Consider the following 20,798-nt stretch of genomic DNA (forward strand, 5'->3'; position numbering starts at 1 on the left):
CATGAGCGACACCCCGGACAACGCCGTCCGTACGTACACCGAGCAGCACCGCGCCGCCTTCCTCGACGATCTCGCCGAGTGGCTGCGCATCCCGTCCGTATCCGCTCAGCCGGAGCACGACGGGGACGTACGGCGCAGTGCCGCCTGGCTGTCCGCCAAGCTGACGGAGACCGGCTTCCCGGTCGCCGAGGTCTGGGAGACGGCGGGTGCCCCCGCGGTGTTCGCCGAGTGGCCGTCCGACGACCCGGACGCCCCCACGGTGCTCGTGTACGGACATCACGACGTGCAGCCCGCCGCCCGCGAGGACGGCTGGGACACCGACCCGTTCGAGCCGGTGATCCGCGACGGCCGGATGTACGGACGGGGCGCGGCCGACGACAAGGGGCAGGTGTTCTTCCACACCCTCGGCCTCCGGGCGCACCTCGCCACGACCGGCCGCACCGCCCCCGCCGTCCACCTCAAGCTCCTGGTCGAGGGCGAGGAGGAGTCGGGTTCGCCGCACTTCCGCGCCCTGGTCGAGCAGCAGGCGGACCGCCTCGGCGCGGACGCCGTCATCGTCTCCGACACCGGCATGTGGGACGAGTCGACCCCGACCGTCTGCACCGGCATGCGCGGCCTCGCCGAGTGCGAGATCGAGCTGCGCGGGCCGGAGCAGGACATCCACTCCGGATCGTTCGGCGGCGCCGTACCCAACCCCGCCACCGAGATCGCCCGCCTCGTCGCGGCCCTGCACGACGCCGACGGCCGGGTGGCGGTCCCCGGCTTCTACGACGGTGTGGCCGAACTCACCGACACCGAACGCGCCCTCTTCGCCGAGCTGCCGTTCGACGAGGCCACCTGGCTGCGTACCGCCAAGTCGCAGGCCGCGTCCGGCGAGGCGGGCTACTCCACGCTGGAACGCGTCTGGGCCCGCCCCACCGCCGAGGTCAACGGCATCGGCGGCGGCTACCAGGGCGCCGGCAGCAAGACGATCATCCCGTCCGCCGCCCAGGTCAAGATCAGCTTCCGGCTGGTCGCGGGCCAGGACCCGGACGGCATCGAGAAGGCGGTCCGGGCCTGGGCCGAGGACCGCGTCCCGGCCGGCGTCCGCCAACGGATCACCTTCCTCCCGGCCACCCGCCCCTGCCTCACCCCGCTGGACCACCCCGCGCTGCAGGCCGTGGCCCGCGCCATGGGACGGGCCTTCGGCCAGAAGATCCTCTTCACCCGCGAAGGAGGCTCGGGACCCGCCGCCGACCTGCAGGACGTGCTCGGCGCACCCGTCCTCTTCCTGGGCATCTCCGTACCGTCCGACGGCTGGCACGCCCCCAACGAGAAGGTCGAACTCGACCTGCTGTTCAAGGGTGTGGAGACCACCGCCCACCTCTGGGGCGAACTGGCAGCCGCACTCCGCTGAATCCTCTGAACACCCGATCCATCCCGGGGGAGTAGGAAGCACCTGTGAGCACCTTCGACAACGCCACCACGGACCGTCCCATCGGTCTGACCGCGCCGAGCGGCATCGACCGCGCGGCGCACCACCGCCTCGACGAGGCCTGGCTGTCCGCCGCGTGGAGCCACCCCACGACCCGGGTCTTCGTCGTCTCGGGCGGGCAGGTGCTGGTCGACGACACCGCCGACGGCACCGAACTCGTGATGACCCCCGCCTTCGAGGCACCGGTCACCGAGACCCACCGCTACTTCCTCGGCACCGACGACGACGGCGTCAGCTACTTCGCCCTCCAGAAGGACTCGCTGCCTGGCCGCATGGACCAGTCGGCGCGCCCCGCGGGCCTGCGCGAGGCCGGCCTGCTCCTCGGCGCCCGCGACGCCGGCCTGATGGTGCACGCGGTCGCGCTGGAGAACTGGCAGCGGCTGCACCGCTTCTGCTCGCGCTGCGGCGAACGCACGGTGATCGCGGCGGCCGGCCACATCCGCCGCTGCCAGGCCTGCGGCGCCGAGCACTACCCGCGCACCGACCCGGCGGTCATCATGCTCGTCACCGACGACCAGGACCGTGCCCTGCTCGGCCGCCAGGTGCACTGGCCCGAGGGCCGCTTCTCCACGCTGGCGGGCTTCGTCGAGCCGGGCGAGTCGATCGAGCAGTCCGTGGCGCGCGAGGTGTTCGAGGAGGCGGGCGTCACGGTCGGCGAGGTCGAGTACATCGCCAGCCAGCCCTGGCCCTTCCCGTCCAGCCTGATGCTCGGCTTCATGGCCCGGGCCACGACGTTCGACATCAACGTCGACGGCGAGGAGATCGAGGAGGCCCGCTGGTTCTCCCGCGAGGAGCTGACGGCCGCTTTCGAGTCGGGCGAGATCCTGCCCCCGTTCGGCATCTCGATCGCCGCCCGCCTGATCGAGATCTGGTACGGGAAGCCCCTGCCGAAGCCGGTCCGGACCGGCTGAGCCCGGTCCGGCTGTTTCTCGGTCCAGCCGTCTCTCGGTCCGGCTGTTTTCTCGGTCCTGCGGGCCCGGTCCGGTGACTTCCCCGGGCGGCCGACGGCCGGTCCGAGGGAATCGCGGACGTACGGCCCGGCGCCCCTCGATGATCGTCGCACCGACAGTCCGAGGAACGGGAGCACGCGATGGACCAGCACGCACGGGGGCGACGCGCCTACGAAGGCCTGACCGGGGTGCCGGCCGAGGACGCCCTGGCGCGGATCCGGGAGCAGTCGCCGCAGATGTACGCCACCCTCGTCGACTACGCGGCCGCGGGAGTGGTCACCCACGCCGAACTGGGCTGGGCCGAGCGGGAGCTCGTGACGGTGGCGGTCCTGGCCGCGCTCGGCGGGGCCGAGGGCCAGCTCGCCACCCACACCCGTGCGGCCCTGCACCAGGGCCACGCGGCCTCGGAGCTGCTCGCCCTGTGCGAGCACGTGGCGCTCTACGCCGGCCTGCCGCGCGCACTGAACGCACTGGCCGTCGTCGACGAGGTGCTGACCGCGTCCGGACTGCCCGGGCCGGCCGCGCTGCGCACGGTCCGGCTGGGCGACCACGACACGGTGGTGGCGCGGCGGGGCGACGAAGGACCGCCCGTGCTGCTGGTCCACTCCCTGGGCGTCGACTGGCGGATGTGGGAGCCGGTCATGGAACGGCTGGCCGCGGGCCGGCGGGTGTTCGCCTACGACATCCGTGGCCACGGGGCGGCAGCCGGTGCGCCCGCCGCCACCGGCATGTCCGGCCTCGGCACCGACCTGGTGGCGGTGCTCGACGCCCTGGAACTGGAGCGGGCGCATGTCGTCGGGCTGTCCGTCGGCGGTGCGATCGGCCAGACCGCCGCCGTCCTGCACCCCGGGCGGATCGCGTCCCTCGCCCTGCTGGGAGCCCCCGACCACCCGGTCCCCGAGGCCTTCGAGTCCCGGGCCCGCGCCGCCGAGACCGAGGGCATGGACGCCCAGATCGCCCCCACCCTCACCCGCTGGTTCACCCCCGAGGCGCTCGCCGAGAACACCTGGGGCGTGCGGTACGCCCGCGAGCGCGTCCGCCGGTTCGATCCGGCCGACTGGGCCGCCACCTGGCGGGCGTACAAGACCCTCGACGTGCGGGACCGGCTCCGCGATCTCCATGCACCGACCCTGGTCGTCGCCGGAGAACTCGACGCGGCGGCGCCGCCCGCGTTCATGTCCGGGGTCGCCGGGCGCATCCCCGGCTCCGTCTACCGGGAGCTTCCGCGCGCACCCCATATGCAGACCCTCGAACAGCCCGGCCCACTGGCCGACATCCTCGACGGGTTCCTCCCAGTGGGCTGAGACGGGCCCGCGCCGGTCCGGACACTGTCCGCGCTCCCTCTCCCGTCCGCACACAGCACCGCCCCCACCGGTGGTCTCGACACATGGTCTCGACCGGTGGGGGCGGTGCGGTGTACGGGGAGAGGGGCGGCGTCAGACGCCGACCTTCTGCTTCACCTGCGCCAGCGAGGGGTTCGTCAGGGTCGAACCGTCGGGGAAGAGAACGGTCGGGACCGTCTGGTTTCCGCCATTCGCCTTCTCGACGAAGGCCGCCGACTCCGGGTCCTGCTCGATGTTGATCTCGGTGTACGCGATGCCCTCGCGGTCCATCTGGCCCTTGAGCCGACGGCAGTAGCCGCACCACGTGGTGCTGTACATCGTCACAGTGCCCGGCATGTCTTGGCGCTCCTCTGTCTCATCGGTTCCGGCATTCCCGCCACGTCCCGGCGCGTCTCGTCCGTCACACGGCGAGGCGGGGACATGCGTTGCCGCACGGAAGGAGAACGCACGTGACCTGGCCACCATTCCCGGGCCCGCCCCCGATTAGTACGACGGACGGGACGGGCCTGTGGACAACTTCCCCTTCCGCCCCTTCCGACCTGGCAGCATGGCGGGGTGACATCAGCAACGCATTCCACCCTCTTCCCCCAGGTCCCCGACTCCGCCGACGCCGTCCTCGACGGGCTCGACCCCGAGCAGCGCGAGGTCGCCATGGCCCTGCAGGGGCCGGTGTGCGTGCTGGCCGGGGCCGGTACGGGCAAGACGCGGGCCATCACGCACCGCATCGCCTACGGGGTGCGCGCGGGGATCATCCAGCCGACCACCGTGCTTGCCGTCACGTTCACCAACCGGGCCGCGGGCGAGATGCGCGGCCGGCTGCGCCAGCTCGGCGCGGGCGGGGTGCAGGCGCGGACCTTCCACTCCGCGGCGCTGCGCCAGCTCCAGTACTTCTGGCCGAAAGCGGTCGGTGGTGAACTGCCGCGGCTGGTGGAGCGCAAGGTCCAGCTGGTCGCCGAGGCGGCGGCCCGCTGCCGCATCCGCCTCGACCGCAACGAACTGCGCGATGTCACGAGCGAGATCGAATGGGCCAAGGTCACCCAGACCGTGCCCGCCGACTATCCGGCCGTCGTCGCCAAGTCCCAGCGCGACGCCCCGCGCGATCCCGCCGAGATCTCCCAGGTCTACGCGATGTACGAGCAGCTGAAGCGCGACCGCACGGTGATCGACTTCGAGGACGTGCTCCTGCTGACCGTCGGCATCCTGCAGGACCGCCACGACATCGCCGACCACGTCCGCCGCCAGTACCAGCACTTCGTGGTCGACGAGTACCAGGACGTCAGCCCGCTCCAGCAGCGGCTGCTCGACCTCTGGCTCGGCGACCGGGACAACCTCTGCGTCGTCGGCGACGCCAGCCAGACGATCTACTCCTTCACCGGCGCCACCCCCGACCACCTGCTGAATTTCCGCACCCGTCACCCCCGGGCCACCGTGGTCAAGCTCGTCCGCGACTACCGCTCCACACCCCAGGTCGTCCACCTGGCCAACGGACTCCTCTCGCAGGCCCGCGGCCGCGCCGCGGAGCACCGGCTCGAACTGGTCTCGCAGCGCGAGTCGGGCCCCGACCCCGCCTACCTGGAGTACGCGGACGAGCCCGCGGAGGCCGAGGGCACCGCCCGCCGCATCCGGGACCTGATCGCCGCCGGGGTCCCGGCCGGTGAGATCGCCGTGCTCTACCGGGTCAACTCCCAGTCCGAGGTCTACGAGCAGGCCCTCGCGGACGCGGGCGTGCCCTATCAGCTCAGGGGAGCGGAGCGCTTCTTCGAGCGCCCGGAGGTACGGGAAGCGGGCGTCGCCCTGCGCGGCGCCGCCCGGGCCGGGGGCAACGACTCCCTGCTGGACGACGCGGAGGGCCTGCCCTCCGAGGTGCGGGCGGTGCTCTCCACCAAGGGCTGGACCAGCGAGCCGCCCGCCGGATCGGGGGCGGTGCGCGACCGCTGGGAGTCCCTGGCCGCCCTCGTCAGGCTCGCCGAGGACTTCGAACAGGCCAGGCCGGGCGCGACCCTGTCCGACCTGGTCGCCGAACTGGACGAGCGCGCGGCGGCCCAGCACGCCCCCACGGTCCAGGGGGTCACGCTGGCGTCCCTGCACTCGGCGAAGGGCCTGGAGTGGGACGCCGTGTTCCTGGTCGGACTGACCGAGGGCATGATGCCGATCACCTACGCCAAGACGGACGAGCAGGTCGAGGAGGAGCGCCGGCTGCTCTACGTCGGCGTCACCCGGGCCCGCTTCCACCTCTCGCTGTCGTGGTCGCTGGCCCGCTCGCCCGGCGGCCGGGCGGGCCGCCGCCCGAGCCGCTTCCTGAACGGGCTGCGCCCCGGCTCGGCGGCGCTCGGCGGCCGGGCGACGGCCGGCGGCAGCGGCGGGATCGAACGCCCGGCGGCGGCCCGGCGGAAGCGGCGTGGACCGGCGCTGTGCCGGGTCTGCGGCAAGACTCTGACCGATGCCGGTGAGATGAAGCTGATGCGCTGCGACGACTGCCCGTCCGACATGGACGAGGCGCTGTACGAGCGGCTGCGCGACTGGCGCGCGGAGCGGGCGCAGGAGATCGGGCAGCCCGCCTACTGCGTGTTCACCGACAAGACGCTGATGGCCATCGCGGAGGCGGTGCCGGGCAGCGAGGGCGAACTGGCCGGGATCTCCGGGGTCGGCGCGCGGAAGCTGGGCCGGTTCGGAGCCGCCGTGCTCGACATCTGCGCAGGTGGGGACGGGGCTGAGGGGCCCGAGGAGGCCGACGAGGAGGTGTGAGAAAAACTCGTCGAAAAAATAGTTTGCGCCCGCCCCAGTCATCACCATAGGTTCTTAACCACGGGAACAGCGACTTCTCTGAAGCCCTGACCCTGTGCTGTACTTATCCGAATACGCAGGACCGGCCTGGCCGGTCCCCCCGAGACGCCGAGAGGAGGCGATTGAAGTGATCAGCATCATCGAGACCAACAAAATGACCGATCTCTCGGTCGTCTCCGCCTGCTCGCTCGGCCTCGCCTGCTCTTCGAAGTCTTCACTGCGTGGCACCGGTATGTCCGGCATTTCCGCCGTCAGCCCGCTGTCCCTGGCGAACCTTCCCGTGCGGGAGCGCAATGAGCGACCGACCCAGGCACCGGCAGCAGCAGTAGCGAAGGGACAGGCCCAGGCCTATGCCTTTGCGGCCGTCGGTGCGGGAGCGGAAGCCGGAGCCAAGAAGCAGACGACGCACCACCACACGATGTGGGCCTTCCGTGGGCCTGAACCCTGGAGTGATCCAGCCTGATCGACGATCAGGCCGGCGCCTTCAGGGCCGCGGAACCCCACTCGGGATCCGCGGCCCTTTTGTTTTGTCCGAACGGACGAGACAGCGCGAAGGAGCCTCGGGACAAGCAAGAACTGGTACCAGCCGCCCCCCGGCCAACAGGCCGGAAACGACCAGACGAGGACACCACCACCGTGCAACTCGAAGCGCACGCCCCGTCCGTACCGCCTTCCGAAACACTCCCCCCGCCCGGCCTCACGGAGGACTCCACCTTGATCCCCCTCACCGCGCTCACCGCGCTCGACGACGCCATCGAGAACCTCGGCGTACCCGTCCCCTGCCGCTCCTACGACCCGGAGGTCTTCTTCGCCGAGTCGCCGGCCGACGTCGAGTACGCCAAGTCCCTCTGCCGCACCTGTCCGCTCGTCGAGGCCTGCCTCGCCGGCGCCAAGGAGCGCCGCGAGCCGTGGGGCGTCTGGGGTGGCGAGCTCTTCATCCAGGGCGTCGTCGTCGCTCGCAAGCGGCCCCGTGGCCGTCCGCGCAAGAACCCGGTCGCGGCGTGACCGCCGACCTGGGGGTCACGGCCCCCAAGCCCATGAAGCGCATCGGAACCATCGACCGTCCCCTGACACACGACCCCCGAAACCAGGCACCAATGACCATCCCCACGAGGGAGCCCGTCGGCTCCGCGACACCGGACGTCACCATCATCGGCGCGAACGACTCGCGTCAGAACAGGACCCGCGAGATGCAACTCATCCCAGAAGCCCTGGCTCGTGCTCATATGCACGACCGCCCGCGGGAAGCCGACGCGGAACGTCAGGCCGTGCGCCTGATCACCGCGCGGCGCATGCAGCGCAGGGCCGAGCGCGCCTCTATGCGCGCCCGCCGTGCGCTGGCCATGGCGGTCATGCACTGAACCGAGCAGGACCGCACGCCGCAGTAACCGCCGGGGGCAGCCGCTCTCTGCTCCCGGCAAGAAGCAGACGATCCCCGCAGCAGTCCCAGCGGTGAACGCAGCAGCAGACACAGAAGTACCCCTACCGCGGGGCCGGTCCACTCGGACCGGCCCCGCGGTCGTGCGACGGCGGTCCGTGTTACGGCTGTGTGCCGTGTGGCGCCGCGCCGCGCCGGAACACCGCGGCGGAGTTATCGTCACCAGGTGGACGAGGAGACTCATCGCCCCGGAGAAGCGGGTACCGGGGGCGTCGTGTGCGCCCTGTGCGGAACCCGCGCCGCGAGCGACAGCGCACCGCCGACCTGGCTCTGTTCCGTGGAGAACGGCAGCCGCCGCTACTTCTGTGACGCCTGTGCCCGTACCCACATCAGGGCCATCGAGGGGCGCCTCGACTCCGCCTGGTGGTGAACGCCGCCGGACACCACCGCGGTGTCCGGCACCGAGCCGCTACGTCACATCCGCACCGGCCACGGCGCCCTCCACGGCATCCTCCGCCGCGTCCTGCGCGTCCACCGCATCATCCTCGGACGCCTCCTCCGGCTGCGCGTCCTCATCCGGCGCCAGGAACCCCGGGAGCCAGGACTCCAGTTCCTCGCGCAGCCGGACCGTGGCACCGAGCTGGCACAGCACCCCGATCGTGCTCAGCGTCACCCGGTGTATCAGCAGATAGGAGGGCGGCAGATTCAGCTGCTTGCCCAGCTGATGCGCCGGGGAGCGCGGGTCCGCTATCCGGGCGGCCTGATTGCGCATCCAGCTCCGGCTGAAGGTGAACTCCTCCACCTCGGCCGGTTCGATGATCGGCAGGAGGTAGTCGAGGACCGCGTCCGGTGCGAGGTCGATCGACTCCTTGACGAACCCCTCCTCGCACAGCAGCTGGTACACCCCGTCCGCGTCACCCTGGAGCGTCAGCCGCAGCGAGTCCCCGATGGTCCGGGGCAGTCCGCCCGGCAGCCGGTCCACGGTCCCGAAGTCGAGGACGCCCAGCCGCCATCGCGCCACCCCGCCGTCCGCGCCGCCGCCCTGACCGTCCTCGGCCTCGCCGCGGCCCTTGCCGTCGCCCTCGCCGTCCGTCGCGGGGGACGGGGCCGCGGGCAGCAGCCGGAAGTTGCCCGGGTGCGGGTCCGCGTGCAGCAGCCCGGTGCGCGCGGGGCCGGAGAACAGGAACCTGGCCAGCAGCTGTCCCGCCCGGTCCCGCTGTTCCGGTGTCCCGTCGGCGATCACGTCGGCCAGCGGCACCCCGTCGATCCACTCGGTGACCAGCACCTGATCGGACTGGTGGACCACCCCGGGCACCAGCACATCGGGATCGTCCGCGAACTCCTCGGCGTGCTCCCGCTGCGACTGCGCCTCCTGCTCGTAGTCCAGCTCCTCCGACACCCGGTCGCGCAGCTCCGTGATGAGCGGCTTGATGTCCATACCGGGGATCAGCGGGCCGAGCAGCCGGGCGAACCGGCTGAGCTGGGTCAGATCCGACAGCAGGGCCTCACCGGCGCCCGGATACTGCACCTTCACGGCGACCTCCCGGCCGTCGTGCCACACCGCCCGGTGCACCTGCCCGATCGAGGCGGCCGCCGACGGCTTGTCCTCGAACTCCAGGAACAGCTCCCGCCAGTCCTCACCCAGGCGTTCCGCCAGCACCGCGTGGACCGTGCCGCTCGGCAGGGGCGGGGCCGCCTCCTGGAGCTTGGTCAGCGCCGCACGGTAGGGGCCCGCGACCTCCTCGGGCAGCGCGGACTCGAAGACGGACAGGGCCTGGCCCAGCTTCATGGCCCCGCCCTTCAGCTCGCCCAGCACCTTGAAGAGCTGATCGGCGGTGCGCTGCTGGACCTCGCGCGCGACCAGCTCCGCGGACTTCCCGCCGATGCGCTTTCCCAGCCCCCACGTGGCACGGCCGGCGAACCCCAAAGGCAGCGCGGCCAGCTTGGCGGTTCGGGTGACCGCCTTCCGGGGAAGATCAGACATATGCCCCTCCAAATCCCAGACTGCCGCGCCGCGTGCGGCGGTTACCCGGCCATTGTGTCGTGCGCCGTGCCGGCCCCGGAGGTGCGCACCCCCTCAGTGTGCCCACCCGCCCCGCAGGAACAGTCGAGGTGTGCTGCGATCCGCTCCGACCGCCAGTCCAACAGCGGCAGTGCGGCCTCCCAGCGGGCCCCGGTACTGGCGGGCAGTTCGCCGTCCAGGAAGGCCAGTGCGTGGGCCGCCGCGAGCCCGGCCACCGCCGTCGCCAGGCCCAGGTCGCACGCCTGCACGGCGGTGCGCCGGCCGGACTGCCACTGAGCCAGCATCCGTGGCCACTGCGGGTCCCGGTCCCGCCGGTGCAGTTCGAGACATCCCGCACAGGCCGTGCCTCCCGGCAGCACCAGCGGTCCGACGAAGCCCGTGGCCTCGATGACCCCCGCATAGAGATGAGGGGTGCCCGAGGAGATCCACGGCTCGGCCGTGCGCGGATCGGGGACGTAGACGGACAGGCCGTCGCGCGGGGCGACGACGATCAGCGAGAGGCCGGGCTCACCGCTCGCGGGACCCGCCGACGACTGTCCGGAGCGAGGCGCCGGACCGGGGGAGGAGCGACGGACCAGCTGCCGCGCGGCCGAGTCCCGGCGCTCCCCGACCGCCGACGCCGGCAGGCCGCCGGGCGACACGTCGCACGGTTCGGCGCAGCCGCCGTCCAGGACCTCGACCCGGCCCACCCCGGATCCGGCGAGGACCGCCGCCACCGCCGCGCCGACCCGGCCGGCGCCCCGCACCTGGACCCGCATGGAGCGGCGCGCGGCCAGCCGCCGCATCCCCCCTCCTGGTTCGGGATGGACCACGGAGAGTGACGCCAGGTCGGGCCGGTGGCGCTCCAGAGCGTCCACCCGGTTCCGCAGGGCATCGGCCTCCGGGCCGCCCGCCCGCACGTCGTCGACGAGTCCGGCGTCCGTCAATCGCGCCACGAGCGTCTCCACTTGATGATCATTCAGGTCGAGCGCCCTGGCCTCCTGGCGCAGCAGGGACATCCCGCGTGTTCCGTCGAGCAGTTCCAGGAAACAGCCCGTCGCGATATCCATCGGGCCCACTTTGACCGCATGTGCGGGCGTCACTCCGAATTGCACGGTGCCGCTGCCGCGCCATGCGCGGCGCAGTGCGGGCTTCAACATCGGATGCACGGCTTCCCCCGGTCTGTGTGCCTGCGCGAGATCCATTGCCAGAATGCGGCGTGCCGCGGAAGCGTGTGAAAAGTTGTCCACAGGCATGGGGTATTAGTCGTTCAAATGGTGCAAGCCATGGCGCGGATCATGTGTGAACCGTTCCGGAGGCGGGACTTCCCCCACTGACAGCGGGTAACGTCGTGCCGTGCCCGCCGACCCGTCACCCGGCTTCGCCGGGGAGACTTCCGCGCGCGGTGCCGGAACCCACCGGCGCAGTGCGGCAGACCATCAGCCCCGTGCCTCGGCGACGAGCGCGGTCGAGGTCCGCAGGAGCGCCCGCCGCAGCAGAACGGTCTCCGCGTACCGGGAGGGCGACCGCACCATCGTGCTGATTCCCGCCCGGATGTCCGAGGCCGAGGAGCGGCGCTGGGTGAGCGTGATGCTCGACAAGCTCGCCGCCCAGGAGAACAAACGGATCCTCGGCGACAGCGAACTCGCCGAGCGGGCGGAGCGGCTGTCCGCCCAGTACTTCGAGGGCCGGGCCCGGCCCGTCTCCGTGCGGTGGGTGACCAACCAGAACACCCGCTGGGGATCGTGCACCCCGGCGGAGGGGAGCATCCGGCTCTCTCACCGGCTGCAGGGCATGCCGGAGTACGTCGTCGACTACGTGCTCGTCCACGAACTGGCCCATCTCCTGGTGCCGGGGCACGGTCCGCGGTTCTGGCGGCTCCTCGACGCCTACCCCCGTACCGAGCGGGCCCGTGGCTATCTCGAAGGGGTGGTGGCGGCCGACCGGCTGCCCCATCTGCCCGCCGCGCGCGGCGAGTGACGTTCGCGATTCTGTACCGGGTCTGTACCGGCTTGGCCGGAAGCCGCGGTTTGCGGTTAGCCTGACGCGACGCATTTACCTTCCGGATGGGGGACGGTCGTTACGCATGGCCAGGGAATTCCAACGCGGCCACAAGGCCAAGATCAGCGATCTCACGCCGGGGACGGACCTGTACGTAGGTGTGCAGGTCGCCGGCCCGGGACTGACCTTTGACATCAGCTGCTTCGGCCTCGATGCCAATGAGCAGCTCTCCGACGACCGTTACTTCATCTTCTTCAATCAGCCGAAATCGCCCGAGGAGTCCATTCAGCTTCTCGGTGCCCAGGCAGGCGACACGGAGTCGTTCCGCGTCACCCTGGACCGGGTTCCGGCGAACATCCACAAACTGTCCTTCACCGCGACGCTCGACGGTGCCGGACAGATGTCGCAGGTCGGCCCCGGATACATCCGGATCGTCGCGGGCGGCGAGGAAGTCGTCAGGTACGCCTTCACGGGCTCGGAATTCACCACCGAACGTGCGGTGATGCTCGGCGACTTCTATCTCAAGGACGTCTGGCGGTTCGCCGCCATCGGCCAGGGCTTCGACGGCGGGCTCGACGCGCTGCTGAAGAACTTCGGCGGCGAGGTCGCCGAGGAGGCCCCTGCCGCAGCCCCTCCGCAGTCCGCTGCCCCGTCGTTCGCCCCGCCCGCACAGGCCGCCGCACCGCCCTCGTTCGGCGCACCGGCCGCACCGCAGGCCCCGCAGCCCGCGCCGTCCTTCGGCGCACCGGCAGCGCAGGCACCGGCACCCACGCCGCAGCAGCAGATGCACGCCGCGCCGACCATAGCGGCACCGCTGGCCCCGCAGGGCGGCACGGTTCCGCCGCCGCCCGCGCCCGCGCCGTACGGACAGCCCGGGCAGCCGCAGTTCGGGCAGCCACCCCAGCAGCCGCAGTTCGGACAGGTCCCGGCTCAGGCCCCCGCCCCCTTCGGGCAGCAGGCCCCCGCGCCTTACGGACAGCCGGCCCCGGCGCCGTTCGGACAGCAGCCGCCAGGCGCGCCCCAGGGCATGCCGCAAGGGGTGCCGCAGACCGGTGCGGGACTGGTCGCCGCGCTCCAGCCGTACAAGGAGACGGCCACCGGACAGCGCTGGACACCGCAGAACCAGCAGCTCATGCGCGTCGACCTCACCATGGGCGGCGCGGGAGTGCTGGCCCGGCAGGGCAGCATGGTGATGTACCAGGGCAAGGTCGACTTCGGCTACAAGGGCGCCGGCTTCGCGGGCCGGATGGTCGGCAACGCCACCGGTCAGGAAATGCAGCTGATGCGCTGTACCGGCCGGGGACAGGTCTTCCTCGCCGAGGACGCCTCCCATCTGCACGCCATCGAACTCCAGGGCGACGGCATCTGCGTCTCGGCCGAGAGCGTCCTCGCCTTCGACGAGTCGCTGCAGTACGAGGTCCGCAGGATCGAGGGCCACGGCATTCCCGGCGGCGCCCTGTTCACCATGCAGTTCCAGGGCACCGGCACCGTCGTCGTCAAGACCCACGGCGTCCCGGTCGTCCTGCCGGTCACCCCGACCACCTTCGCCGACTGCAACGCCGTCGTGGCGTGGTCGGCCGCGTCCCAGGTGATCATCTCCAGCCAGGTCCGGCTGCGCCGCAACGCCTATCCGGGCCACAGCGGAGAGACCGTGAACCTCCAGTTCCGGGGCGCACCCGGCAACTTCATCGTCGTCCAGCCCTACGAGGTCTGAGGGAGCCCGTCATGAATCAGCAACTCGCGGGCTACGCCCCGACCCCCGTCACGGCCCGGATGGAGAACCACGGCCATTCGATGCTGAAGGTCGCCATGGCGACCGGCCAGGACCTTTTCGCGCGCACCGGCTCGATGGTCGCGTACGAGGGCTTCATCCAGTACGAGCCCAACCCGCCGGCCGTCCGCCAGATCGCCTCCCAGTGGATCACCGGCGAGGGCGCGCCCCTGATGAAGTGCGCCGGTGACGGCCTGCTCTACCTCGCCGACTACGGCGCCGACGTGGTCGTCGTCAATCTCAACAACGACTCCCTCTCGGTCAACGGCACCAATGTCCTCGCCTTCGACGGCCACCTCACGTGGGGCGTCGAAAGGGTCAAGGGGCTGGCCAAGTTCGCCGGCCAGGGCCTGTGGAACGTGTGCATCTCCGGCACCGGCTGGGTCGCGATCACCTCGCGCGGCACGCCGATCGTCGTCGACTGCGGACGCGGCGAGGACGAGACGTACGTCGACCCGGACGCCCTCGTGGCCTGGTCCCCGAACCTGAAGGTGAAGGGCAAGCGCAGCTTCAAGGCCTCCTCGCTCATCGGGCGGGGCAGCGGCGAGGCGTTCCAGATGGCCTTCTCTGGCCAGGGGATCGTCGTCGTCCAGCCGAGCGAGGACAGCACCGACCGCCTGCGCGTCCGGGCCTGACGGGGAGGGAGGACACACCATGCAGAGTCCGCTTTTCAGCTACACGGAACAGCAGTCCCAGGAGCGGTACACGGTCCAGAACCCGCAGCTCCTGCGGGTCTCGCTGACCGGCCACGACGACGTCCTCGCCCGCAAGGGGGCCATGGTCGCGTACCAGGGGCTGATGGAGTTCGACGGCGAGTACCAGTCGCACGGACAGCGCCGCGCCCGCGCGGCCACCGGTGAGGGCCTGGACCTGATGCGCTGCTCCGGGCAGGGCACCGTCTACCTCGCCAACCTCGCGCAGTACGTCCACGTGGTCGATGTCGACCGGGACGGTCTGACGGTGGACAGCGCCTACGTTCTGGCGCTCGACTCCTCGCTCCACACCGAGGTCATCGCGGTGGACAGCCAGTACGGCATCTCGGGCACCGGGAAGTACCAGCTCAACATCTCCGGGACCGGGAAGGTCGCGCTGATGACCTCCGGCCAGCCGCTGATGATGCAGGTCACGCCGGACAAGTACGTCAACGCCGACGCCGACGCGATCGTCGCCTGGTCCAGCTCCCTGCGCGTGCAGATGCAGGCCCAGACGCACTCCTCCGGGGTCTTCCGCCGACGTGGCAACACGGGCGAGGGCTGGGAGCTCAGCTTCCTCGGGCAGGGCTTCGCCCTGGTCCAGCCGAGCGAGGTACTGCCGCCGCAGAGCGCCCAGATCGGCCAGGGCCTGCGGGCCCAGTACGGCATGGGCCAGCAGGGATCCCACGCCCAGAACCAGAACAACGCCTGGAACTGAGCCATGGTGCGCCGGTCCCCTGACGGGCCGGCGCGGTGAACGGACGAGTAAGGGGCGGCCTCCCGAGAGGTCGCCCCTTACTCATTCATCCATGCCGTCGCTACCGCCGGCCGCCGTCCAGTGCCTCACGCGTACGTTCCATCAGACGGACCACCGAGGAGTCGGCGACCCCGGCGACCTCGTCGTACGCGAACCAGCGCAGATCGAGCGACTCGTCGCTGATCTCCTCCGTGGAGCCCGAGGGCGCCAGTGCCGCGTACTGCACGTCCAGGTGCCAGTGGCACGGTGCGGGGATCGGATGGCGGTCCAGGACCACCGGGCCGCCCGCAAGCAGGGTCAGATCCGCGATGCCGGACTCCTCCGTCGCCTCCCGCAGCGCCGCGGCGGCCAGGGTGGCGTCCCCCGGCTCGCAGTGGCCGCCCATCTGCAGCCACATCCGCAGCTTGCGGTGCAGGGTGAGCAGCACCTTGCCGCGCTCCGGGTCGATGACCAGGGCGCTCGCCGTCAGGTGCCCGGCCCCGCAGGCCTTCCACATGCCGTCGGGATGCAGCGCCAGATGGTCCAGATAGGAGCGCCGCAGCTCCTCCTGGGCTTCGTCGGGCGTGTCCGCCCCGTGCCGGTAGTCCTTCAGTACGAGGACGGCGTCGTCGTGCAGGCTCACTTCTCGGTGTCGTCCTTGCCGTCGTCGTCCCCGGGGCCGTCCTCGGGCCTGTCCGTGGTGTCGGTGTCCGCGTCCGTGCCGGCACCGGGAGCGGGCTTCTGCGGCCCGTTCGCCGCCTCGCCGAGCATCTTGTCGAGCTCGGAGAAGTCCAGCTGCTCGTGGTGGACGAATCCGTCCGGATCGTCCAGGTCGTGGGCGGTGGGCAGCATGTCGGGGTGCTCCCACAGCGCGTCGCGTCCGTCCAGACCCCGCGCGTCCGTGAGCGAGGCCCACAGCCGCGAGGCGTCACGCAGCCGCCGCGGCCGCAGCTGGAGGCCGATCAGCGTGGCGAACGTCTGCTCGGCGGGACCACCGGAGGCGCGCCGCCTGCGCATCGTCTCGCGCAGTGCGTCGGCGGAGGTCAGCCGGGACTTCGCGGCCTCGTGCACCACGGCGTCCACCCAGCCCTCGACCAGCGCGAGGGCCGTCTCCAGACGGGCCAGGGCGGCCTTCTGCTCCGGGGTGTCCTCCGGCTGGAACATGCCCTGCTGAAGGGCGTCCTGCAACTGCTCGGGCTGCGACGGGTCGAACTGGCCGACCACGTCCTCCAGCTTGCTGGTGTCGACCTTGATCCCGCGCGCATAGCCCTCGACCGCACCGAACAGGTGCGAGCGCAGCCACGGCACATGGGCGAAGAGCCGCTGGTGAGCGGTCTCGCGCAGGGCCAGGTACAGCCGCACCTCGTCCTGCGGCACGCTCAGGTCCTTGCCGAACCGCTCCACGTTCAGCGGAAGCAGCGCGGCCTTGCCGGCCGGACCGAGCGGCAGCCCGATGTCGGTCGAGCCGACCACCTCGCCCGCGAGCACGCCGACGGCCTGCCCGATCTGCTGGCCGAACATGGCGCCGCCCATCGACCGCATCATGCCGATCAGCGGCCCCGCCATCGCCTGCATCTCCTCGGGCAGCACATCACCCATGGCGAGGCCGACACGCTCGGCCACCGGGTCGACGAGCTTCTGCCAGGCGGGGAGGGACGCCTCGACCCACTCCGCACGGCTCCACGCCACGGTGGAGACCGAACCGGAGGGCAGCGACGTGGCACCGTCCAGCCAGAGGTCCGCGAGGCGCAGCGCCTCGTCGACCGCGGCCCGCTCGGACGGGCCGACGCTCGCGTCCTTGGTGCCGTCCTGGTTGCCCTGCGAGACCGTCTGGCGGGCGATCTGCTTGGCCATGTCCCAGTTCACGGGACCGCCCTCGTAGCTCAGCATCTGGCCGAGCTGCTGGAAGGCCGCGCCCAGGTCGTTCGGGTTCATGGAGCCGAACATGGCGGCGAAGGGATTGTCACCGCCCGCGCCCGGGCCGAAGCCGAACGGGTTCGCCGGACCGCCCGAACCCTGCCCACCTCCGGTGGGGTCGTTCTTCTTGCCCTTGTCGCCGTCGTCCGGCTCCTCCGGCGGAAGGCCGAATCCGAATGGGGTGTCACTCACGGGTTTCCTCGGCTCGTAGGGCCGCCGGATCGAACCGACGGCGACTGCCCGACATCACCATCCAGCGTAGACACCAAGTCCGCTCGGGGCCTCAGTGCTCCGCCTGCTCCCGGCCTGCGGCAGGATGGACGCCACCTGGTACGTACGCGTCATTCGGGTACGTACTGAAGACAACCGCTGGAGACGCCCGGTGAGTTCCCCAGATCCTCAGGTTCGCGCAGCGCGAAACCTGACCGGCCCACTGCCCGAAGAGACGACCGCGAACACGACCGAGCACACGCCCGAGAACAAGCCCGTCCGCAGCCGCTCCAGAAGCCGCGGCCCCGTCGTGGCCGTCACCGGAGCCGCGACGGGCGTCGGTGAGCTGCTCACCGCACGCCTGGCGGCCTCCGAGGAGATCAAGCAGGTCATCGCCATCGACGAGCGCCGCGGAGAGGTCTCCGAGGCGACCTGGCACATCCTCGACGTGCGCGACCCCGCCATCGCGGAGAAGCTGCGCGGCGCCGATGTCGTGGTCCACCTGGCGCTCGATCTCGACCTGGAGACCGATCCCGCCGCCCGCACCGCCTACAACGTGCGCGGCACCCAGACCGTGCTGACCGCCGCCGCGGCCGCCGGTGTCCACCGTGTCGTGCTGTGCACCTCGGCCATGGTCTACGGCGCCCTGCCCGACAACGACGTCCCGCTCGCCGAGGACGCCGAGCTGCGCGCCACGGCCGAGGCGACCGGCGTCGGCGACCTGCTGGAGATCGAGCGGCTCGGCCGCCGCGCACCCCGCGCGCACCCCGGACTCCACGTCACCGTGGTCCGCCCCACCGTGCTCGTCGGCGGTACGGACACGGCGCTGACCCGCTACTTCGAGTCACCGCGCCTCCTGGTCGTCGCCGGATCGCGTCCCACCTGGCAGTTCTGCCACGTCGACGACCTGGTCACGGCGCTGGAGTACGCCGCGCTGGAGAAGATCGACGGGGAGTTCGCGGTCGGCTGCGACGGCTGGCTCGAACAGGAGGAGGTGGAGGAGCTCAGCGGTGTCCGCCGGATGGAGCTGCCCTCGGCCGTCGCGCTCGGCGCCGCCGCCCGGCTGCACCGGATCGGTCTGACCCCCTCCCCGGCGGGTGACCTGGCGTACACGATGCATCCGTGGGTGGTCAGCGTGAGCCGGCTGCACGATGTGGGCTGGCGGCCCACCTGGACCAACGAGGAGGTGCTCGGCGCGCTCCTGGAGGAGGTCGAGGGACGCCACACCGTGGCCGGCCGCCGACTCGGCCGCAAGGACGCCACCGCTGCCGGGGCCGCCGGCGCGACCGTGGCCCTGCTCGGCACCGCGGCCCTGGTGCGACGGGCCCGCAAGGCCCGCCGCCGCTTCTAGCCCGGACGACGGCGTCGGGGGCGCCAGGGGGCCCGCCCGGCCGCTGCGAGGCGCGGGTGAGGGCTGTAGGAGGCTCCAAGGCGGCCCGCGGCCCGCCGGGTGAAAGCCGTATTCCGCGATGCCGGAGCGGTACGGCACGATGGTGGCCATGGCACCCACGCATGACCACCCCGGCGAGCAGGCGGCACAGGACCCCATCCGGCTGCTGGAGATCCGCGACACACCGCTGTCGGTGGACGAGGTCTTCCGCGCCGTCGGCGACGACGCGGCGGGCGGCACCGCGCTCTTCGTGGGCACCGTGCGCAATCACGACAGCGGACAGGACGTCGGCGCACTGGGCTACTCGTGCCACCCCTCCGCGCAGGACGAGATGCGCCGGGTGGCGGAGAAGGTCGTCGCCGGATTCCCGGTCCGCGCGCTGGCCGCCGTCCACCGGGTGGGTGAACTGGAGGTCGGCGATCTCGCGGTCGTCGTCGCCGTCTCCTGCCCGCACCGCGGCGAGGCCTTCGAGGCCTGCCGCAAGCTCATCGACGACCTCAAGCACGAGGTTCCGATCTGGAAGCACCAGCGATTCTCCGACGGTACGGAGGAGTGGGTCGGCGCCTGCTGAGCGCACGGCGCACCCGGGTGCGGCCACCCCGATTTGCGTAACCGCACCCCTGCCACGAGCGTTGGTTCCGCAGATGGTTAATCTGCTGATCGGTCAGTTGCGGTCGCTCATGGGGTAGGGAGGTCGTGATGGCAGCACTCGCCTGGTTGTTGATTCCGCTTTTCGCTGCGTTCGGTGCGGCGATATGGGGGAGCTGGGCTGCCCGTAATCGCACGACCGGCGATGTCACCGAGCTCGCCGGCTATGCGCGGTTCCGCGAGGCGATGGAGAAGTCGCACTCCGCTTCGGAACCCGTCGAGCAGATATCGAACGTCTGACGCCACACCGGACGTACGCAGTCGCCAATCCCTGGCGCGACACCGTCCGGCCAGGCCGCCCGGCGCCCTCGTCGGCCCCGGTCCCGGCCCCCGTACGGACCGGCCCCGGCGGTGCACTGACGGACCCTTCCCGTACTGTCGTTCCATGCCACGCCGCACCGCGACGATGCTCGCCTCCACCCTGATCCTGATCGCGCTGCTCTGCGCAGGCGTGCTGATCAAAGTGCCGTACTCGGAGATGTCCCCCGGGCCGACCGTGAACACGCTCGGCAAGGTCGGCGGCGAGCCCGTCCTGCAGATCACCGGACACAAGACGTACAAGACCTCCGGCAATCTCAACATGACGACGGTCAGGGTCACCGGCGCCGACTACAACATGAACCTCGTCGAGGCCGTCTACGGATGGCTGGGCCACGACAGCGTCGTCGTACCGCACGACACGCTCTACCCGGACGGCAAGACCGAGGAACAGTCGACGCAGGAGAACGCCGAGGAGTTCAGCCAGTCCCAGGAGAGCGCCAAGGTCGCCGCGCTCACCGAGCTGGGCATCCCGGTCTCGTCCCGGGTCGTGGTCTCCACGGTCCTCAAGGACAGCCCCTCCCAGGGCAAGCTGCACGCGGGCGACGTGATCAAGGCCGTCGACGCCACAGCCGTCAAGCAGCCCGAGGACGTGGCGAAGCTCGTCACCAAGCACAAGCCCGGCCAGGACGTCACCTTCACGGTCATCCCGGCCAAGACCGCGGCGGCGGCCGAGAAGGCCGGCAAGGAGCCCGAGGGCACCGAGAAGGTCACCATCACCACGGAGAAGGCGCCCAAGGAGAACCGGGCGATCGTCGGCATCCAGGCGGGGACGGACCACACCTTCCCGTTCGAGATCGACATCAAGCTCGCCGACGTGGGCGGCCCGAGCGCCGGTCTGATGTTCTCCCTCGGCATCGTCGACAAGCTGACCCCGGGGCAGCTGACGGGCGGCAAGTTCATCGCCGGCACCGGGACGATCGACGACAAGGGCAAGGTCGGCCCGATCGGCGGGATCAACATGAAGCTGGTCGGCGCGCGCAACGCCGGCGCACGCTACTTCCTGACCCCCGACGAGAACTGCAAGGCCGCCGCCGACGACACTCCGGACGGCCTCACCCTGGTACGGGTCAAGAACATCGCCGACGCCAAGAAGTCGCTGGAGAAGGTCCGCGCGGGGGACACGGCCGGACTGCCGAGCTGCTCGGCAGGCTGACCGCGTCCCTCCGGCGGCGAGGCGGAAA

At 71.3% G+C, this 20,798-nt stretch carries 21 protein-coding genes; 16 read left to right on the forward strand and 5 right to left on the reverse strand.

Features of this window, described 5'->3' with window-relative positions; translation table 11 throughout:
- Position 1 precedes the first annotated feature (1 nt).
- The 3 genes from OG408_RS26395 to OG408_RS26405 all read left to right on the forward strand — a co-directional run bounded on the left by OG408_RS26395 (position 2) and on the right by OG408_RS26405 (position 3,728).
- Entirely contained in the window at positions 2 to 1,396 is a 1,395-nt protein-coding gene (locus OG408_RS26395) for a dipeptidase (protein WP_266782594.1), read from the forward strand.
- Between the two features lie 44 nt (positions 1,397 to 1,440).
- A complete protein-coding gene (nudC, locus tag OG408_RS26400; RefSeq protein ID WP_326672315.1) occupies positions 1,441 to 2,385 on the forward strand; it encodes an NAD(+) diphosphatase in 945 nt (314 codons plus the stop codon).
- Between the two features lie 179 nt (positions 2,386 to 2,564).
- Positions 2,565 to 3,728: an alpha/beta fold hydrolase gene (locus tag OG408_RS26405; RefSeq protein WP_326672317.1), complete on the forward strand. Its 1,164-nt coding sequence runs from the start codon at positions 2,565 to 2,567 to the stop codon at positions 3,726 to 3,728.
- A gap of 132 nt (positions 3,729 to 3,860) precedes the next feature.
- Here the strand turns inward: OG408_RS26405 and OG408_RS26410 are convergent, their stop codons facing one another.
- Complete coding sequence (locus OG408_RS26410) at positions 3,861 to 4,103, reverse strand: mycoredoxin (protein WP_249954276.1); 243 nt, start codon at positions 4,101 to 4,103, stop codon at positions 3,861 to 3,863.
- A 219-nt stretch (positions 4,104 to 4,322) separates the two neighbouring features.
- Between OG408_RS26410 and OG408_RS26415 the strand changes: the two genes are divergently transcribed.
- The 5 genes from OG408_RS26415 to OG408_RS26435 all read left to right on the forward strand — a co-directional run bounded on the left by OG408_RS26415 (position 4,323) and on the right by OG408_RS26435 (position 8,359).
- Entirely contained in the window at positions 4,323 to 6,512 is a 2,190-nt protein-coding gene (locus tag OG408_RS26415; protein WP_266782603.1) for an ATP-dependent DNA helicase UvrD2, read from the forward strand.
- A 166-nt stretch (positions 6,513 to 6,678) separates the two neighbouring features.
- On the forward strand, positions 6,679 to 7,014 hold the full coding sequence (locus OG408_RS26420) for a hypothetical protein (RefSeq protein WP_266782605.1): 336 nt from the start codon (positions 6,679 to 6,681) through the stop codon (positions 7,012 to 7,014).
- Between the two features lie 173 nt (positions 7,015 to 7,187).
- Positions 7,188 to 7,556 (forward strand): WhiB family transcriptional regulator, encoded by a 369-nt coding sequence (locus OG408_RS26425; RefSeq protein ID WP_250967773.1) that lies wholly within the window; start codon positions 7,188 to 7,190, stop codon positions 7,554 to 7,556.
- Positions 7,557 to 7,588: 32 nt separating this feature from the next.
- The gene (locus OG408_RS26430) at positions 7,589 to 7,912 is read left to right on the forward strand and encodes a hypothetical protein (RefSeq protein ID WP_326674595.1); all 324 of its coding nucleotides are present in this window, start codon (positions 7,589 to 7,591) and stop codon (positions 7,910 to 7,912) included.
- Between the two features lie 243 nt (positions 7,913 to 8,155).
- Positions 8,156 to 8,359: a hypothetical protein gene (locus tag OG408_RS26435; RefSeq protein ID WP_266782608.1), complete on the forward strand. Its 204-nt coding sequence runs from the start codon at positions 8,156 to 8,158 to the stop codon at positions 8,357 to 8,359.
- A 39-nt stretch (positions 8,360 to 8,398) separates the two neighbouring features.
- Here the strand turns inward: OG408_RS26435 and OG408_RS26440 are convergent, their stop codons facing one another.
- Positions 8,399 to 9,913, reverse strand: coding sequence for an ABC1 kinase family protein (locus OG408_RS26440; protein ID WP_326672322.1), 1,515 nt, complete (start codon positions 9,911 to 9,913; stop codon positions 8,399 to 8,401).
- A 41-nt stretch (positions 9,914 to 9,954) separates the two neighbouring features.
- Positions 9,955 to 11,100 (reverse strand): ThiF family adenylyltransferase, encoded by a 1,146-nt coding sequence (locus OG408_RS26445; protein ID WP_266782612.1) that lies wholly within the window; start codon positions 11,098 to 11,100, stop codon positions 9,955 to 9,957.
- A gap of 187 nt (positions 11,101 to 11,287) precedes the next feature.
- Between OG408_RS26445 and OG408_RS26450 the strand changes: the two genes are divergently transcribed.
- The 4 genes from OG408_RS26450 to OG408_RS26465 all read left to right on the forward strand — a co-directional run bounded on the left by OG408_RS26450 (position 11,288) and on the right by OG408_RS26465 (position 15,113).
- On the forward strand, positions 11,288 to 11,911 hold the full coding sequence (locus tag OG408_RS26450) for a M48 metallopeptidase family protein (protein WP_266782614.1): 624 nt from the start codon (positions 11,288 to 11,290) through the stop codon (positions 11,909 to 11,911).
- A gap of 106 nt (positions 11,912 to 12,017) precedes the next feature.
- Positions 12,018 to 13,646, forward strand: a complete 1,629-nt coding sequence (locus OG408_RS26455) for a TerD family protein (protein ID WP_285564601.1) — start codon at positions 12,018 to 12,020, stop codon at positions 13,644 to 13,646.
- Between the two features lie 11 nt (positions 13,647 to 13,657).
- On the forward strand, positions 13,658 to 14,338 hold the full coding sequence (locus tag OG408_RS26460; protein WP_266782617.1) for an AIM24 family protein: 681 nt from the start codon (positions 13,658 to 13,660) through the stop codon (positions 14,336 to 14,338).
- Positions 14,339 to 14,357: 19 nt separating this feature from the next.
- Positions 14,358 to 15,113, forward strand: coding sequence for an AIM24 family protein (locus OG408_RS26465; RefSeq protein WP_266782619.1), 756 nt, complete (start codon positions 14,358 to 14,360; stop codon positions 15,111 to 15,113).
- 100 nt (positions 15,114 to 15,213) lie between these two features.
- Here OG408_RS26465 and OG408_RS26470 read toward each other — a convergent pair whose 3' ends face one another.
- The gene (locus OG408_RS26470) at positions 15,214 to 15,774 is read right to left on the reverse strand and encodes an NUDIX hydrolase (protein WP_285564602.1); all 561 of its coding nucleotides are present in this window, start codon (positions 15,772 to 15,774) and stop codon (positions 15,214 to 15,216) included.
- Positions 15,771 to 17,240 (reverse strand): zinc-dependent metalloprotease, encoded by a 1,470-nt coding sequence (locus OG408_RS26475; protein WP_266782623.1) that lies wholly within the window; start codon positions 17,238 to 17,240, stop codon positions 15,771 to 15,773. Before OG408_RS26475 ends, OG408_RS26470 begins: the two co-directional genes overlap by 4 nt.
- A 190-nt stretch (positions 17,241 to 17,430) precedes the next feature.
- Here OG408_RS26475 and OG408_RS26480 point away from each other — a divergent pair, with 190 nt between their 5' ends.
- The 4 genes from OG408_RS26480 (at position 17,431) to OG408_RS26495 (ending at position 20,770) form a co-directional block, all read left to right on the forward strand.
- Entirely contained in the window at positions 17,431 to 18,609 is a 1,179-nt protein-coding gene (locus tag OG408_RS26480) for an SDR family oxidoreductase (RefSeq protein ID WP_266782625.1), read from the forward strand.
- A 148-nt stretch (positions 18,610 to 18,757) separates the two neighbouring features.
- On the forward strand, positions 18,758 to 19,219 hold the full coding sequence (locus OG408_RS26485) for a molybdenum cofactor biosynthesis protein MoaE (protein WP_266782627.1): 462 nt from the start codon (positions 18,758 to 18,760) through the stop codon (positions 19,217 to 19,219).
- Between the two features lie 128 nt (positions 19,220 to 19,347).
- Positions 19,348 to 19,536, forward strand: coding sequence for a hypothetical protein (locus OG408_RS26490; protein WP_266782629.1), 189 nt, complete (start codon positions 19,348 to 19,350; stop codon positions 19,534 to 19,536).
- Positions 19,537 to 19,681: 145 nt separating this feature from the next.
- The gene (locus OG408_RS26495) at positions 19,682 to 20,770 is read left to right on the forward strand and encodes a YlbL family protein (protein WP_266782631.1); all 1,089 of its coding nucleotides are present in this window, start codon (positions 19,682 to 19,684) and stop codon (positions 20,768 to 20,770) included.
- Positions 20,771 to 20,798: the final 28 nt, after the last annotated feature.

The organism is Streptomyces sp. NBC_01257, assembly GCF_035917255.1.
Lineage (GTDB): Bacteria > Actinomycetota > Actinomycetes > Streptomycetales > Streptomycetaceae > Streptomyces.